At 66.6% G+C, this 14,428-nt stretch carries 12 protein-coding genes; 7 read left to right on the top strand and 5 right to left on the bottom strand.

Going from position 1 to position 14,428, the window contains the following annotated elements; genetic code table 11:
• Positions 1-72: 72 nt before the first annotated feature.
• Positions 73-1,305, bottom strand: a complete 1,233-nt coding sequence (locus ACZIYR_RS17225) for a TIGR04086 family membrane protein (RefSeq protein WP_483527520.1) — start codon at positions 1,303-1,305, stop codon at positions 73-75.
• Between the two features lie 234 nt (positions 1,306-1,539).
• Between ACZIYR_RS17225 and ACZIYR_RS17220 the strand changes: the two genes are divergently transcribed.
• Positions 1,540-1,719 carry a PLDc N-terminal domain-containing protein gene (locus tag ACZIYR_RS17220; RefSeq protein ID WP_473031607.1) on the top strand — a complete coding sequence of 60 codons (180 nt, stop codon included), beginning with the start codon at positions 1,540-1,542 and terminating at the stop codon, positions 1,717-1,719.
• A gap of 18 nt (positions 1,720-1,737) precedes the next feature.
• Here ACZIYR_RS17220 and ACZIYR_RS17215 read toward each other — a convergent pair whose 3' ends face one another.
• Both ACZIYR_RS17215 and ACZIYR_RS17210 read right to left on the bottom strand, forming a co-directional pair.
• Complete coding sequence (locus tag ACZIYR_RS17215) at positions 1,738-2,283, bottom strand: GspH/FimT family pseudopilin (RefSeq protein ID WP_473031606.1); 546 nt, start codon at positions 2,281-2,283, stop codon at positions 1,738-1,740.
• Between the two features lie 138 nt (positions 2,284-2,421).
• On the bottom strand, positions 2,422-2,685 hold the full coding sequence (locus tag ACZIYR_RS17210) for a PP0621 family protein (RefSeq protein ID WP_483527519.1): 264 nt from the start codon (positions 2,683-2,685) through the stop codon (positions 2,422-2,424).
• Positions 2,686-2,784: 99 nt separating this feature from the next.
• Between ACZIYR_RS17210 and ACZIYR_RS17205 the strand changes: the two genes are divergently transcribed.
• Complete coding sequence (locus ACZIYR_RS17205) at positions 2,785-4,416, top strand: NAD+ synthase (protein ID WP_483527518.1); 1,632 nt, start codon at positions 2,785-2,787, stop codon at positions 4,414-4,416.
• Between the two features lie 242 nt (positions 4,417-4,658).
• On the opposite strand, the gene ACZIYR_RS17200 is transcribed toward ACZIYR_RS17205, so the two are convergent.
• Positions 4,659-5,480 (bottom strand): outer membrane protein assembly factor BamD, encoded by an 822-nt coding sequence (locus tag ACZIYR_RS17200; RefSeq protein WP_473031605.1) that lies wholly within the window; start codon positions 5,478-5,480, stop codon positions 4,659-4,661.
• A gap of 123 nt (positions 5,481-5,603) precedes the next feature.
• On the opposite strand from ACZIYR_RS17200, the gene rluD reads away from it, so the two are divergent.
• The 5 genes from rluD (at position 5,604) to ilvN (ending at position 13,110) form a co-directional block, all read left to right on the top strand.
• Complete coding sequence (rluD, locus tag ACZIYR_RS17195) at positions 5,604-6,563, top strand: 23S rRNA pseudouridine(1911/1915/1917) synthase RluD (protein ID WP_483527517.1); 960 nt, start codon at positions 5,604-5,606, stop codon at positions 6,561-6,563.
• An 11-nt stretch (positions 6,564-6,574) separates the two neighbouring features.
• Complete coding sequence (gene pgeF, locus ACZIYR_RS17190) at positions 6,575-7,330, top strand: peptidoglycan editing factor PgeF (RefSeq protein WP_483527516.1); 756 nt, start codon at positions 6,575-6,577, stop codon at positions 7,328-7,330.
• A gap of 236 nt (positions 7,331-7,566) precedes the next feature.
• On the top strand, positions 7,567-10,149 hold the full coding sequence (gene clpB, locus ACZIYR_RS17185; RefSeq protein WP_483527515.1) for an ATP-dependent chaperone ClpB: 2,583 nt from the start codon (positions 7,567-7,569) through the stop codon (positions 10,147-10,149).
• A 745-nt stretch (positions 10,150-10,894) separates the two neighbouring features.
• The gene (locus tag ACZIYR_RS17180; protein ID WP_473031603.1) at positions 10,895-12,619 is read left to right on the top strand and encodes an acetolactate synthase 3 large subunit; all 1,725 of its coding nucleotides are present in this window, start codon (positions 10,895-10,897) and stop codon (positions 12,617-12,619) included.
• Positions 12,619-13,110, top strand: a complete 492-nt coding sequence (ilvN, locus tag ACZIYR_RS17175) for an acetolactate synthase small subunit (RefSeq protein WP_473031602.1) — start codon at positions 12,619-12,621, stop codon at positions 13,108-13,110. Before ACZIYR_RS17180 ends, ilvN begins: the two co-directional genes overlap by 1 nt.
• 275 nt (positions 13,111-13,385) lie before the next feature.
• On the opposite strand, the gene ilvY is transcribed toward ilvN, so the two are convergent.
• A complete protein-coding gene (gene ilvY, locus ACZIYR_RS17170; RefSeq protein ID WP_473031601.1) occupies positions 13,386-14,273 on the bottom strand; it encodes an HTH-type transcriptional activator IlvY in 888 nt (295 codons plus the stop codon).
• Between the last annotated feature and the right edge of the window lie 155 nt (positions 14,274-14,428).

The following is a 14,428-nucleotide window of genomic DNA, read 5'->3' as shown; positions in this document are numbered from 1 at the left end:
GGGCACTTGCTTTATGCCAAGCAAGAAGCGGGCCAGGATAGGCGCTTTCCGAAACGTGGCGTGGTGTCGGCGTCAGTGGCGACGGCCAGCGGCGGAGAGCGTCTCGAGCACGTTGACGCCGATGAAGCCCGTCAGGGCGCCGGTCAGAAAAGCCCCCGCCTCGGTGGCTACCACGGCGCCCGGCAGGCCTAGGTAGCCGACGCCGAGCACGCCGGCAACATAGGCGATGCTGGCGACCACCAGGCCTTCGACGAGGCGCCGCGAGGTCTGTGCCCGGCGTGCCCCCTTGATGAAGCGTCGGCCGAACCCGCCCAGGGCACCGCCGACCAGGGCGGCCAGCAGCGGCCCCCAGGGGAAGCGCTGGCGGATCTCGATTTCGCTGCTCAGGCTGCCGGTAAAGGCGCTGAGGGTGATCGGGGCGAGGCCTGATGAGCGTAGGCTGAAGGAGGTGGAGGCCTGTCCCGGCTCGAAATGCAGGGGCCCGGACTCGATACGGCCGCCGCCGTCGAGGGTCAGGGCGATATCGGTGAGCTGGTCTGCGGGCAGCGGCATGCCGTGAGGCGCCACCCGCACCAGAGTAACCGCCACGCGCTCCAGGCCCAGCCCCAGCACGCTGCGCGAAGTCGGGTGCAGCTCGAGGCGGGGGAGCACCTCGAGTTCCAGGTCGACATCGGAGATGGTGGATCGGATCTCGAGCGTGGGGTTGGGCGTGGAAGGCATGAAACTCAAGCCCAGGGTCTGCTCGTTGGCCAGGCCCGGGGCGTCGATGCGCAGGGGCGGCAGGGGGGCCTGCAGGGTCAGTCCCCTGAGTCTGATGCGGACCTCGACCGGGTGCTCCAGGTCGAACCCCGCGCTGAGACGCTCATCCGACGGCTGCAGCCCGAAGCTGAGCTCGGTATGGTAGGCGCCGCTCAGAGGGTTCCAGGTGACCGGCACCGGGCTTGCCGCCAGCGTCAGGCGCAGCCAGCTGGTGGGCGGCGGGGAGGGCGCGCGCTCCGTGTCTTCCGGGTCGGGGAGGGGTGAGGGGATGAGCAGGCCATCCGGCAAGGTGATCCGTTCATCCGTGGAGACGCGCAGGGTGTCGATCGCCTGGCGCTTGAGGACGAGGGGGCGGGATGGGGGCACGGCCAGGCTGATGCGCCCCTGCTCCTGACGCGGCTGCACCTGCTCGGTCATGTCATGACCCTCCAGGTCCATGACCCTGAGTTCTTCCACGCCCAGCGCCCAGTCGAGCAGGACACGGTCGTCTGCCGGCGTTGGCGGAACGCCGATGGCGATTGTCATGGCCAGGGTACAGAGGGCCATGAGGGCTTGCCGGCAGGAGGAGGTGTGCGATGCCATGGGGTGCCCGCCATCTTGACTCGGCGGCGGCGTGGTGAGACAAGGCCCCTGAGGCCGAGGCGCATGAGACGTGAATGGCGGCCGCCGCTAGGTATGTGGGGTCGGTGGAATTTGCCCTCAGTATAGTCCAGTGGCCGTCACGTCCATGGCGATGGTGGCCTCGCCTTCCCGGGATTACCGAGCAAAGGAGTCTGCGCCATGGGTATCGAAGTGAGTGGCCTGTTGGGCCTGATCTGGCTGATCATCGTGATCTGGGCCATCGTCAAGGTGGCCAAGAGCCCGGCGGGGCCGGTGGCCAAGCTGCTGTGGATCCTGATCCTGCTGTTCTTCCCGCTGGTGGGCCTGATTGTCTGGCTGCTGCTGGGGCCCAAGGGGTAGTAGGCAGAGTGAGGGAGCTCAACAGTCCCGCTGGGCGTTGACGCGCACACGCCCGAAGTTGCTGACGATGACCTGTGAGCCGGTGTCGTGCCGGCCGCAGATGCGAAAGGTGCCGTTATGGCCGGAGGCGCGCCCCAGGGCCGTGTAGCGAACCGCCCGGTCCTGTCGATAGCTCAGCGAGGGCACTCGGCTGGCCGGCAGCCGGCGTAGCACCTGGGCCTCTGGCGTGTTGGGGCTCAGCACGACTAGCAGCGGTAGCGTCCAGTCGCTCAGGTCGCCGTTGCACTGGTTCGCGTCGCCGGCGGCGGGGCAGACCATCACCGGCGCGCGTCGGGTGATGGCGGTGTTGCGCGCCAGTGCCAGCGCCGTCTTGAGGCGCATCACCTCGGTGGCCACCTGCTGACGGGCATTGAGGGTCTGGAAGCCGGGAACGGCCCAGCCCAGCAGGATCGCCATCAGGGCAATGGCGGTCAGCAGTTCGATCAGCGTCAGGCCGCGCTGGCCGCTGGCGGTCCACAGGGGGTGTCGGCGGGGAAGGGGCCCGCTGGAATCTTCGGCTCGCATGGCGCTCTCCCGGAGTGAAGTCCCTTGTCACTGAGGGTCTCTTCACTCTAGGTCGGCACGGTGAGCGTTCTGTAAGCCATCGCTGATAGGGAGCGTGCGCCAGCCCCTGTGGGAAGCGTCATCCGGCCGCTGGCGCCCCTACTCTTCGGACTGCTTCTCTTCCAGGTAGCGATCGCGGTGGGCGCTGCAGCAGAACCACTCGCCCCGTTCGCGCAGGGCATCGGACTCCGGCAGGTGGACCTGGCACCAGCTGCAGCGGACCATGGAGCTGCCCTCCTGCCCCGGCTGTTCCTCGAGCAGCTCCTCGCGGTCCAGCTTCCACTCGCGGTACATGCGGTAGAGTTTCAGGCCGGCGAAGAACAGCACGGCGAAGATGATCAGACGTATCAGCAACAGGTTCATCCTGGTATCGGCTCCCTGGTGTGGGCGAGCGGTTTTGCCAGCCGGGCGCCCTTGCGGGACAATGTGGGTACCCTGGATTCTCGAGAGATTTCTACGCCCATGCAAGACTTGACGCTGGTGATGGCGCAGCTGGACCCGCTGGTCGGGGACATTCCCGGCAATGCCGATCGTGCTATCGAAGCCGTGCGCGAGGCGCGCATCGAGCATGGCGCCGATATCGTGGTGTTTCCGGAGCTGTTTCTGAGCGGCTATCCCCCGGAGGATCTGCTGCTGCGCCCCTCGATGGAAACGCGGCTGCGCGAGGCGCGTGCGCGCATGGCCGCCAAGGTGGCCCGCGACGTGCTGGTGATCATCGGCTATCCTGGTCGTCGCGAGGCCAAGGGCTACAACCTGGCGGGCCTGCTCTACAACGGTGAATGGCTCGATGAGTACGCCAAGCAGGCGCTGCCCAACTACCAGGTGTTCGATGAGCGGCGCTACTTCAGCACCGGCGAGCGCAGCCTGGTGCTCGATCACAAGGGGGTCAAGCTCGGCCTGCTGATCTGTGAGGATCTCTGGGACGGAGGCCCGGTGCAGGCGGCGCGTGATGCCGGTGCCGAGATCCTGATCGCCCTCAACGCCTCGCCCTACCATCAGGACAAGCCCGCCGAGCGGCTGCGGCTGCTCGAACAGCGGGCCGCCGACGTGTCGCTGCCGGTGGTCTACGTGAATACCATCGGCGGTCAGGACGAGCTGGTCTTCGACGGCGGCTCGGCCTGTGTGGATGCGCAGGGTGAGCTGCGGGTGCTGGCGCCCTACTGGGCGGCCGGGCTGATGCCGGTACAGTTCGTGCAGGAGGGCGGCCGCTGGGTGCCCCGGGAGGGGGAGATCGAACCCCAGCCGGAGCCCGAGGAGAGCCTCTACTGCGCGCTGGTCACCGGGCTGCGCGATTACGTCAACAAGAGCGGCTTCGAGGGCGTGGTGCTGGGCCTTTCCGGCGGCATCGACTCGGCGCTGTCGCTGGCCATCGCCGTGGATGCCCTGGGCCCGCAGCGGGTGCAGGCGGTGATGATGCCCTACCGCTATACCGCCGACATCTCCAAGCAGGATGCCGCCGAGCAGGCCCGCCTGCTGGGCGTCGGCTATCGGGTGCTGCCCATCGAGCCGATGGTCGACGCCTTCATGGAGACGCTGGCCGATACCTTCGCCGGCACCGCCCGCGACACCACCGAGGAGAACCTGCAGTCGCGCTGCCGCGGCGTGCTGCTGATGGCGATCTCCAACAAGAAGGGACTGATGGTGCTGACCACCGGCAACAAGAGCGAGATGGCGGTGGGCTACGCCACGCTCTATGGCGACATGGTGGGGGGCTACAACGCCATCAAGGACGTCTACAAGACCTGGGTCTATCGCCTGGCGCGCTGGCGCAACACCCAGTCGCCGGCGATCCCCGAGCGGGTCATCGAGCGTCCGCCCACTGCCGAGCTGGCGCCGGACCAGCAGGACAGTGACTCGCTGCCCGACTACGACGTGCTCGACGCCATCCTGGTGCGCTATATCGAGGGCGATATGAGCGCCGAGGCGATTATCGCCGCCGGCTTCGACCGCGACGACGTCTACAAGGTGGTCAAGCTGGTCGACCGCTGCGAGTACAAGCGACGCCAGGCCCCGGTCGGGGTGAGGGTGACGCCCCGCGGCTTCGGCCGCGACCGCCGCTACCCCATCGTCAACGGCTGGCAGCCGGGGGAATGAGCGCGGGAAGCCTGAAGCTGTAAGCTTGAAGAAAAACCAGCGCTGTCATGAATGGCAGCGCCGGCTTTCAATTTCCTTTCAGTGGGAGTGCGAGCCGCGCGGCTCCCGTCGTTCGGTCAGCGACTTGGTGACGGGCGTCAGGTGCCGAGGCAGAATGTTGAGAGCCCCCGTCAGTCTGTGCTGGCGGGGGCTCTTGGTTGACGTCAGCCGATATCAGTCATCAGTCTGCGGCGCTCGGCGCTTTACGCCGAGAGCGAGTCGGCGCTGACGTGCCGGGGCCGGAAGGTACGACCGCGCAGCTGGGCGTGGTCCGGGTCGTTCTCGATCAGCACGGCCAGCACCTCGCGGGCGCGGTCGCGCATGTCCAGGCCCAGGTAGCCTTCCACCATCATCGCCAGGGCGTCGCGGGTCGCCTCGGACTGCGGGTAGTTCTCGACCACCCAGCGGCCGCGCTCCACGGCGGCCAGATAGGCACCCTTACGCAGGTAGAAATCGGCCACGTGGAGCTCCTGGCGGGCCAGCAGGTTGCGCAGGTAGACGATGCGCTGCTCGGCGTCCGGGGCGTACTCGCTGTCCGGGTAGCGGCTAACCAGTTCGCGGAAGTCGGTGTAGGCGTCGCGGCTGGCACCCAGATCGCGCTTGGAGATGTCGATCAGCCGCAGGCGCTCGAGGCTGAAGCGCCCCGCTTGCCAGGCGGCCAGGCCGCGCATGTAGAGCGCATAGTCGGCCCGCGGGTGGGTGGGGTGCAGCCGGATGAAGCGACTCGCCGCCGCCCGGGTGGCCTCCCAGTCGCGGCTCTCGTAGTAGGCGTAGATCAGCTCGAGCTGGGCCTGTTCGGCGTGCTGGCCGAAGGGGAAGCGGGTGTCGATGGCCTCCAGGCGCTCGATAGCGGAGGTGTAGCGACCGGCCTCGAGGGCGTCGCGGGCCTCCTCGTAGAGCTCGCGCTCGGCAACGCCGGCGAATTCGTCCTGCGGGTCCGTGCCAGACCTGCCGGCGCAGCCGGTGACCAGAGCGGCGGCCAGCAGCAGGGCGACAAGGCGTTTAGCGGTGGGGGAAACGCGCATCCTGATCCTCGTATCAAACAACAACCCGTGTCGGCCATGGTAGAATCGGCCACAACCCGTTCACTATAAAGCACCTGGCGTGAAAACGCAGTCCTCCGGTGCCGCCCAAACGACAGCTTCGATATGCCCCAGACTCTGGAAGCCCAGCACCGTGTGCCTGATGCCTTGGCCGGCGTTCGCCTCGACCAGGCCGCCGCCGAACTCTTCGCCGACCACTCCCGCGAGCGCCTCAAGGGCTGGATCAAGCAGGGGGCCCTGACCGTGGACGGCCGCCCCGGCAAGCCCAAGGACCGGCTGGCCGGCGGTGAGCGATTGCGGCTGGTGGCCGAGCTCGAGGACGATGACCGCTTCACGCCTCAGGCGATTCCCTTGACGGTCGTGCACGAAGACGACCAGGTGCTGGTCATTGACAAGCCGGCCGGGCTGGTGGTTCACCCGGCGGCTGGCAATCCTGACGGTACCCTGCTCAATGCGCTGCTGCACCACTGGCCCGAGCTGGTGGCGGTGCCGCGGGCCGGGATCGTGCATCGGCTGGATAAGGACACCAGTGGGCTGATGGTGGTGGCCAGGACGCTGGCGGCCCAGACCGCCCTGGTGGAGCAGCTCCAGGCGCGCACGGTGTCGCGCGAATACGATGCCGTGGTCACCGGCGTGATGACCGCCGGCGGCAGCGTGGATGCGCCGATTGGCCGCCATCCCAAGGATCGCAAGCGCCAGGCGGTGACCGTCAATGGCAAGCCGGCGGTGACCCACTACCGGGTAGTGGAGCGCTACCGCGGTCACACTCATGTGCGCTGTCGGCTCGAGACCGGACGGACTCACCAGATCCGTGTGCACCTGGCCCATCGGCGCTTTCCGCTGGTGGGCGATCCGGTCTATGGTGGGCGGCTGAAGCTGCCGGCCGGGGCCGTCGAGCCGCTCAAGGAGATTCTCCGCGAGTTTCCCCGCCAGGCCCTGCACGCCCGCAAGCTGGCCTTCGATCACCCGGGCAGCGGTGAGCGGGTCGAATTCCGTGCCGCCCTGCCCGATGACATGCTGATGCTGATCGACTACCTGCGCGATGATCACGCGACCATGCGCTGAGGAACCCCACCATGAGCGACGCCCCTGACCTGCGCCCGACCCTGATCGAGCCGGACTGGCCGGCCCCGCAGCGCGTGGGGGCCTTCGTGACCACCCGCGAGACCGGGCCCAGCCTGAACGACTTCGCCGCCTTCAACCCGGCGGAGCACGTCGGCGACAATCCCGACCATGTGGCGCTGTGCCGTCGCCTGCTGGGCAAGGAAATCGGCGACGAGCGGCCGCTGTTGTGGCTGGATCAGGTGCACGGCGCACGGGTGCAGCAGCACTATGCCGCGGCGCCGCCCGAGGCCGATGCCGCGGCGGCCTTCGACCGCGGCCACGCCTGCGTGGTGCTCACCGCCGACTGCCTGCCGGTATTCTTCTGCGACTGCCGGGGCAGTCGAGTGGGCGTGGCACATGCCGGCTGGCGTGGCCTGGCGGGGGGCGTGCTGGAAGCCTCGGTGGCGGCACTCGGCGTGCCGCCGGAGGAGCTCATGGCCTGGCTGGGGCCCGCCATCTCCAACGCTCAGTTCGAGGTGGGGCCGGAGGTGCACCAGGCCTTCGTCGGCGTGCACCCCGAGGCCGAGAGCGCCTTCGACCCCAGCCCGTATCGACTGGGCCACTACATGGCCGATCTCTACAAGCTCGCCCGGCTGCGGTTGGAGCGTCTGGGGGTATCGCATATCAGCGGCGGCCACTTCTGCACCGCCTGCGAGCCGCGCTTCTACTCCCATCGTCGCGACGACGGCCATACCGGCCGCATGGCCAGCGTGATCTGGCTGCGCTGACCCCTTCGGGGAGCTGTAAGCTATAAGCTTCAAGCTGTATGAAACCCCTTTTCGCAAGACCGGTGCCGGCAAGCTGGCTTACGGCTTACGGCCTTGACTCGCATCAACTCGCCATGGCTTTCCTGTGGCGCCTGACTTGAAAGCCGGCCAATCTGACTCCATTGAATGTGTCAAGACGATTTGACAGGGCTTAGCGGTGCGTCCGAACGCGCCGCCACCCCGATGGAGGAAGATTCATGCGATTCGACAAGTTCACCGCCAAGCTGCAGAACGCCGTGGCCGATGCCCAGTCGCTGGCCGTGGGCCGCGGCCACAATCAACTGGAACCGGGCCACCTGCTGATGGCGCTGCTGGAGGCCCGGGATACCGGTGTCAAGGCGCTGGTGCAGAAGGCCGGCGGTGACGCCGCCCGGCTGCGGGACGGCCTGGTAGGCCATCTGGACGACCTGCCCAAGGTCGCTCAGTTCGACGGCGAGGTGCAGCCCTCCCGCGACCTGATCAAGCTGTTCAACCTCACCGATCGTGAGGCCCAGAAGCGCGGCGATCAGTACATCGCCAGCGAGCTGGTGCTGCTGGCGATCCTGGAGATGGGGCATGTGGTGAGCAAGCTGCTGGCCCAGGCCGGGGTGACCCGCAAGGCCCTGGAGTCCGCCATCAGCAGCGTGCGCGGCGGCGAGGCGGTCGACGACCCCAACGCCGAGGATCAGCGCGAGGCGCTGGAGAAGTACACCCTGGACCTCAACGAGCGGGCGGCCAGCGGCAAGCTCGACCCGGTGATCGGCCGCGACGACGAGATCCGCCGCACCATCCAGGTACTGCAGCGGCGCACCAAGAACAACCCGGTGCTGATCGGCGAGCCCGGGGTGGGCAAGACCGCCATCGTCGAGGGGCTGGCTCAGCGCATCGTCGACGGCGAGGTGCCGGAGGGGCTCAAGGAGAAGCGCGTGCTCTCGCTGGACATGGGCGCGCTGCTGGCCGGGGCCAAGTTCCGCGGCGAGTTCGAGGAGCGCCTGAAGTCGGTGCTCAAGGAGCTCGCCCAGGAGGAGGGTCGGGTGATCCTGTTCATCGACGAGCTGCACACCATGGTCGGCGCCGGCAAGGCCGAGGGCGCCATGGACGCCGGCAACATGCTCAAGCCGGCGCTGGCTCGCGGCGAGCTGCACTGCGTGGGCGCCACCACCCTGGACGAGTATCGCAAGTACATCGAGAAGGATGCCGCCCTGGAGCGGCGCTTCCAGAAGGTGCTGGTCGATGAGCCCAGCGAAGAGGACACCGTGGCCATCCTGCGCGGCCTCAAGGAGCGCTACGAGGTGCACCACGGCGTCGACATCACCGACGGGGCGATCATCGCCGCGGCCAAGCTGTCGACCCGCTATATCACCGACCGCCAGCTGCCCGACAAGGCCATCGACCTGATCGACGAGGCCTCCTCACGGATCCGTATGGAGCTCGACTCCAAGCCCGAGGAGATGGACCGCCTCGACCGGCGCCTGATCCAGCTGAAGATGGAGCGCGAGCATCTCAAGAAGGAGACCGACGAGGCCTCGAAGAAGCGCCTGGAGAACCTGCAGGAGCAGATCGACGAGCTGGAACGCGAGTACGCCGATCTCGACGAGATCTGGAAGGCCGAGAAGGCCAGCATCCAGGGCGCCGCCCAGTTCAAGGACGAGCTCGACCGGGCCCGCGTCGACCTGGAGCAGGCCCGCCGCCAGGGGGACCTGGCGCGGATGTCCGAGATCCAGTACGGGGTGATCCCCGAGCTGGAGAAGAAGATCGCCGAGAGCGGCGAGGCCGAGGCCGACACGGCCAAGCACACGCTATTGCGCTCCAACGTCACCGAGGAGGAGATCGCCGAGGTGGTGTCGCGCTGGACCGGTATCCCGGTGGCCAAGATGCTCGAGGGCGAGCGCGACAAGCTGCTGCGCATGGAGGAGGCGCTGCACAAGCGCGTGATCGGCCAGGAGGAGGCGGTCACCGCCGTGGCCAACGCCGTGCGCCGCTCCCGTGCCGGTCTCGCCGATCCCAACCGGCCCAATGGCTCCTTCCTGTTCCTCGGCCCCACCGGGGTGGGCAAGACCGAGCTGTGCAAGGCGCTGGCCAATTTCCTCTTCGATACCGAAGAGGCCATGGTGCGCATCGACATGTCGGAGTTCATGGAGAAGCACTCCGTGGCGCGGCTGATTGGTGCGCCTCCCGGCTACGTGGGCTACGAGGAGGGCGGCTACCTGACCGAGGCGGTGCGCCGCAAACCCTACTCGGTGCTGCTGCTTGACGAGGTGGAGAAGGCCCATGCGGATGTCTTCAATATCCTGCTGCAGGTGCTAGAGGACGGCCGCCTGACCGATGGTCAAGGCCGCACGGTGGATTTCCGCAATACAGTGATCGTGATGACCTCTAATATGGGCTCGGACATTATCCAGCGCCTGGGCGGCGACGAGGCGGACTATGCCCAGATGAAGAGCGCGGTGATGGAGGTGGTGGGCATGCACTTCCGCCCCGAGCTGATCAACCGTATCGACGAGGTGGTGGTCTTCCATGCGCTGGTTCAGGCGCAGATTCAGGCCATCGCCAGCATCCAGCTCGACCGCCTGCGCGGCCGCCTGGCCGAGCACGACCTCTCCCTCGAGGTCAGTGAGGCCGCCATGGCCCAGCTGGCCGAGGTGGGCTTCGATCCGGTGTTCGGCGCGCGACCGCTCAAGCGCGCCATCCAGAGTCGCATCGAGAACCCGCTGGCACAGGACCTGCTGGCCGGCCGGTTCGCCCCGGGAGATGTCATCCGGGTGGATGCCGAAGAGGGTCGGTTGGTATTCGGCCGCTAACCCGCCACGCCAGGCCGCTCGGTCACAAGCTGTTACCGAGCGGCCTGAGCACAGGGTGAGCGAGCGGCTACACTGAAAATCAGGTTGCGTCCTGTAACCCCCTTGGCCCGCCTGCTGCAAAGTCGGCGGGTTTTTTTTGGTTCATCGCACTTTAGCGTGAATATGTTTGGCAGGTTTTATGGTGGGAGGCCGGCTCTGCCGGGCGAAGGCGCCGCAGGCGCCCCATGGGTAGCGCGGCGCGCTACTTCGCGAGCTGAAGCTCCCTCCCACATAGCCTGTTCACGCCAGTCTGCGAAGAACCTTTTTTTTCGTCCGGCGCCTGTCGCCTTCGGCTGGCTGGAATCAGCCCGGCGAGGGGGAAACGCCGACTGGCGGTTGACACCGTTGCAGCGCTAATGGAATCTTGAGCGTTCCTGATTTGCGGGCGCGGACCTCAGCGGGCAACCCCCCTTTCCCGCGCGAAGGGTAGGCCGAGTCGCCTCTACCCGCCGAAGGACTACCGGGAGCGGACCAACCGTCCGTCCTGGCCAACGCCCCGACGCGGTAAACCGCCGCGAGAGGGAACGGCTGGTTTATATCGCGATAAATCGGCGTTCCCGATGAGAGTGCAGGCCCCAACAGGGCCAATTGCCAGGGTTTGGCATCAGGTGCCGGCATGGCCGGCAGCGGCATACCGCCGCACTCGACCCCGTGCCTGGCTGAAAGGCACGGATCGCACTCGAGACCTCCAGGGGAGATACATCAAGTGGAACTGCTTTCCGGCGCGGACATGATCGCCCGATTCCTGCAGGATGAGGGCGTCGAATACATTTACGGCTATCCCGGTGGCGCGGCGCTGCATATCTACGACGCCCTGTTCCGCCAGGACAAGGTCAAGCACATCCTGGTACGCCACGAGCAGGCGGCCACCCATGCCGCCGACGGCTACGCGCGGGCCTCGGGCAAGCCCGGCACGGTGCTGGTCACCTCCGGTCCCGGCGCGACCAACGCGGTCACCGGCATCGCCACCGCCTACATGGACTCGATTCCGATGGTGGTGCTGTGCGGCCAGGTGATGAGCCACCTGATCGGCGATGACGCCTTCCAGGAGACCGACATCATCGGGGTGACCCGCCCGATCGTGAAGCACAGCTTCTCGATCAAGCATCCCACCGAGATTCCGGAAGTCCTAAAGAAGGCTTACTACCTGGCCTCCACCGGCCGTCCCGGCCCCGTGGTAGTGGACATTCCCAAGGACATGACGGCCCCCACCGAGCGCTACGAGTACGTCTATCCGAAAAAGGTCAAGATGCGCTCGTACAATCCGGTGGCTCGCGGCCACACCGGCCAGATCAAGAAGGCCGTGGAGATGATGCTCAAGGCCAAGCGGCCGGTGTTCTACACCGGTGGCGGCGTGGTCACCGGGCGGGCCTGCGAGGGGCTGACCGACCTGGTCAAGCGGCTGGGCTACCCCATCACCACCACCCTGATGGGTATCGGTGCCTACCCCCAGAGCGACCGTCAGTGCCTGGGCTGGCTGGGCATGCATGGCTCCTATGAGTCCAACATGGCTATGCACCATGCCGACCTGATCGTCGCCATCGGCGCGCGCTTCGATGACCGGGTGACCAATAACACCTCCAAGTTCTGCCCCACGGCCAAGATCATCCACGTGGACATCGACCCCAGCTCGGTCTCCAAGACGGTGCGCGCCGATGTGCCCATCGTCGGTCCGGCGGGCAGCGTGATCAACGAAATGATCAGCCTGGTGCAGGGCAAGGAGGTCGCCCACCCGGAGGCGCTGGCCGAGTGGTGGGGCAAGATCGAGGGCTGGCGTGAGGAGCGTCATGGCAAGCTCTATGAGCCCTCCCAGGCGGGCGAGATGCTCAAGCCTCAGGAGGTGATCGAGGCGCTGTGCGAGGCGACCCGCGGCGAGGCCTACGTCACCACCGACGTGGGTCAGCACCAGATGTTTGCCGCCCAGTACTACAAGTTCGACAAGCCCAACCGTTTCATCACCTCGGGCGGGCTCGGCACCATGGGCTTCGGCTTCCCGGCGGCCATGGGCATCAAGCAGAACTTCCCCGACGAGCAGGTGGTCTGCGTGACCGGCGAGGGCAGCTTCCAGATGATGATGCAGGAGCTCTCCACCTGTAAGCAGTTTGGCGGCGGGGTAAAGATCGTCAACCTGAACAATGCCTCGCTGGGCATGGTGCGCCAGTGGCAGGACCTGAACTACAAGTCGCGCCATGCACACTCCTACATGGAGTCGCTGCCCGATTTCGCCAAGCTGATCGAGGCCTATGGCTTTACCGCACTGCGGGTGGAAACCATGGAGGAGCTCGCGCCGGCGCTGGAACGGACCTTCGCCGACAAGCACGAGCTGGTGTTCCTCGACGTCATCGTCGATCCGCGGGAACACGTCTATCCGATGCAGGTGCCCCTGGGCTCCATGCGTGACATGCTGCTTTCCAAGACGGAGCGGACCTGATGCGCCATATCATCTCGATTCTGATGGAAAACGAACCGGGCGCCCTGTCACGTGTGGTGGGGCTGTTTTCGCAGCGCAACTTCAACATCGAAACGCTGAACGTGGCGCCTACCGAAGACGAAACCCTCTCGCGGTTGACCGTGACCACGGTGGGTGACGACCGGGTGATCGAGCAGATCACCAAGCACCTCAACAAGCTGATCGACGTGGTCAAGCTGGTCGACCTGACCGAGGGCAACCACATCGAGCGGGAGCTCATGCTGGTCAAGGTCAAGGCGCTGGGCGCCGCCCGCGACGAGGTCAAGCGCACGGTGGACATCTTCCGTGCGCAGATCGTCGACGTGACGCCAAGCCTCTACACCGTGCAGATCACCGGCGACGCGCCGAAGCTCGACGCCTTCCTGCAGGCCATGGGGCCGGTGGGCATCCTGGAGGTGGCGCGCACCGGGGTGTCGGGTATCGCCCGCGGCGACAAGGTGCTGTCGCTCTGATTTACTACTGCGCTCGACGACCCACAGGGATGTGGGAAGTGCGCTGGTTCGCCGGGAGCGAACCTAGCCATCTCGGCCACCGGCGGTGTCGAGGCGTCGAACCGTCACAATCCTCATTGAGCAGCCAGTCAACTCCGGTTGCTGCGCTCCGGCGGTGGCCGACCTATCTTCGCTCGTGACGTAAATCTACATCTGCAGAATGTTAGGCCGCCCCACGGGGCGGCCTCTGCGTTTGTGGGTGTCGTCCTGCCTATGGGGCACCGCGCCGCGAGGTCCTACCGCTCGGCCACGGTCTCCCACAGCGCCTGGATCAGCGGGCTCTTCAGTCGCCGATTGAGCACGCACAGGCCGACGTCGTAGTGGGGCAGCTCGGGTTTCACCGGCAAGACCCGCACCCGTTCGGCCAGCGGGCTGTTGTCGAGCACGATCTTGGGCACCACCCCCACCCCGAAGCCCAGGCTGACCATGCTGACGATCGCCTCATGGCCGGCAACCTGGGCATAGATGCGCGGGGTGATGCCTAGCGCCTTGAACCAGGTATCGGCATATTCCCGCGACAGGCCGGCCTCGGAGAGGATCATCGGCACCGCGGCCCAGGCATCGGCCTCGGGAACCTCGGGGGTGGAGGGCAGCCAGCCGGCGGCGGCCTGGGGGGCGATGAAGACCAGCGGCGAACGGGTCAGCGACTTGAAGGCCAGCGACCCCGGTGGGCGGCGGGGGCGCGGTGTGATCGCCATGTCCTCGTCACCGCCTACGACGCGCGTCATGGCCTCGGCGGGGTCCCCGGTATGCAGCTTGAGCTCGATACGGGGATGGCGCAGCCGAAAGTCGCTGAGCAGGTCGTAGAGAAAGCTGTAGCTGGCAGTGACCGAGCAGTAGATGCTGATCTCCCCGCTGAGCCCGTCGTTGTCCGCGCTCAACGTTTGCCGCAGCAGCTCCCACTGAGCCACGGTTTCCCGGGCAAAGGTCAGGAACGTGAGCCCATGGTGGGTCAAGGCTACGTGGCGGTTGTCGCGTTCGAACAGCGTCACCTCAAGGGTGTTCTCGAGCTGGCGAATGGTGCGGCTGAGCGTGGAGGGGCTGACATGGCAGAGCTCGCTGGCGCGACCGAAGTGCAGGGTGTCGGCCAGGGCCAGGAACTGCTGCAGCGGGCGAATATCCATGGGGTATATTGCATCTTCTGGGATGTTGTATTGCAAATATAGCGTTTTACGCAATGTGTGTCCTGGCGTAAGGTGGAGCCATCGGACGACGAGATCCCAGCGCCGCGACAGACGGCGCGGGTGGCCATCAACGCTGACATCGCTTTCAACCTCTT

This window comes from Billgrantia sp. NRB1, from assembly GCF_056921725.1.
This window is presented reverse-complemented; position numbering and strand designations above follow the sequence as displayed.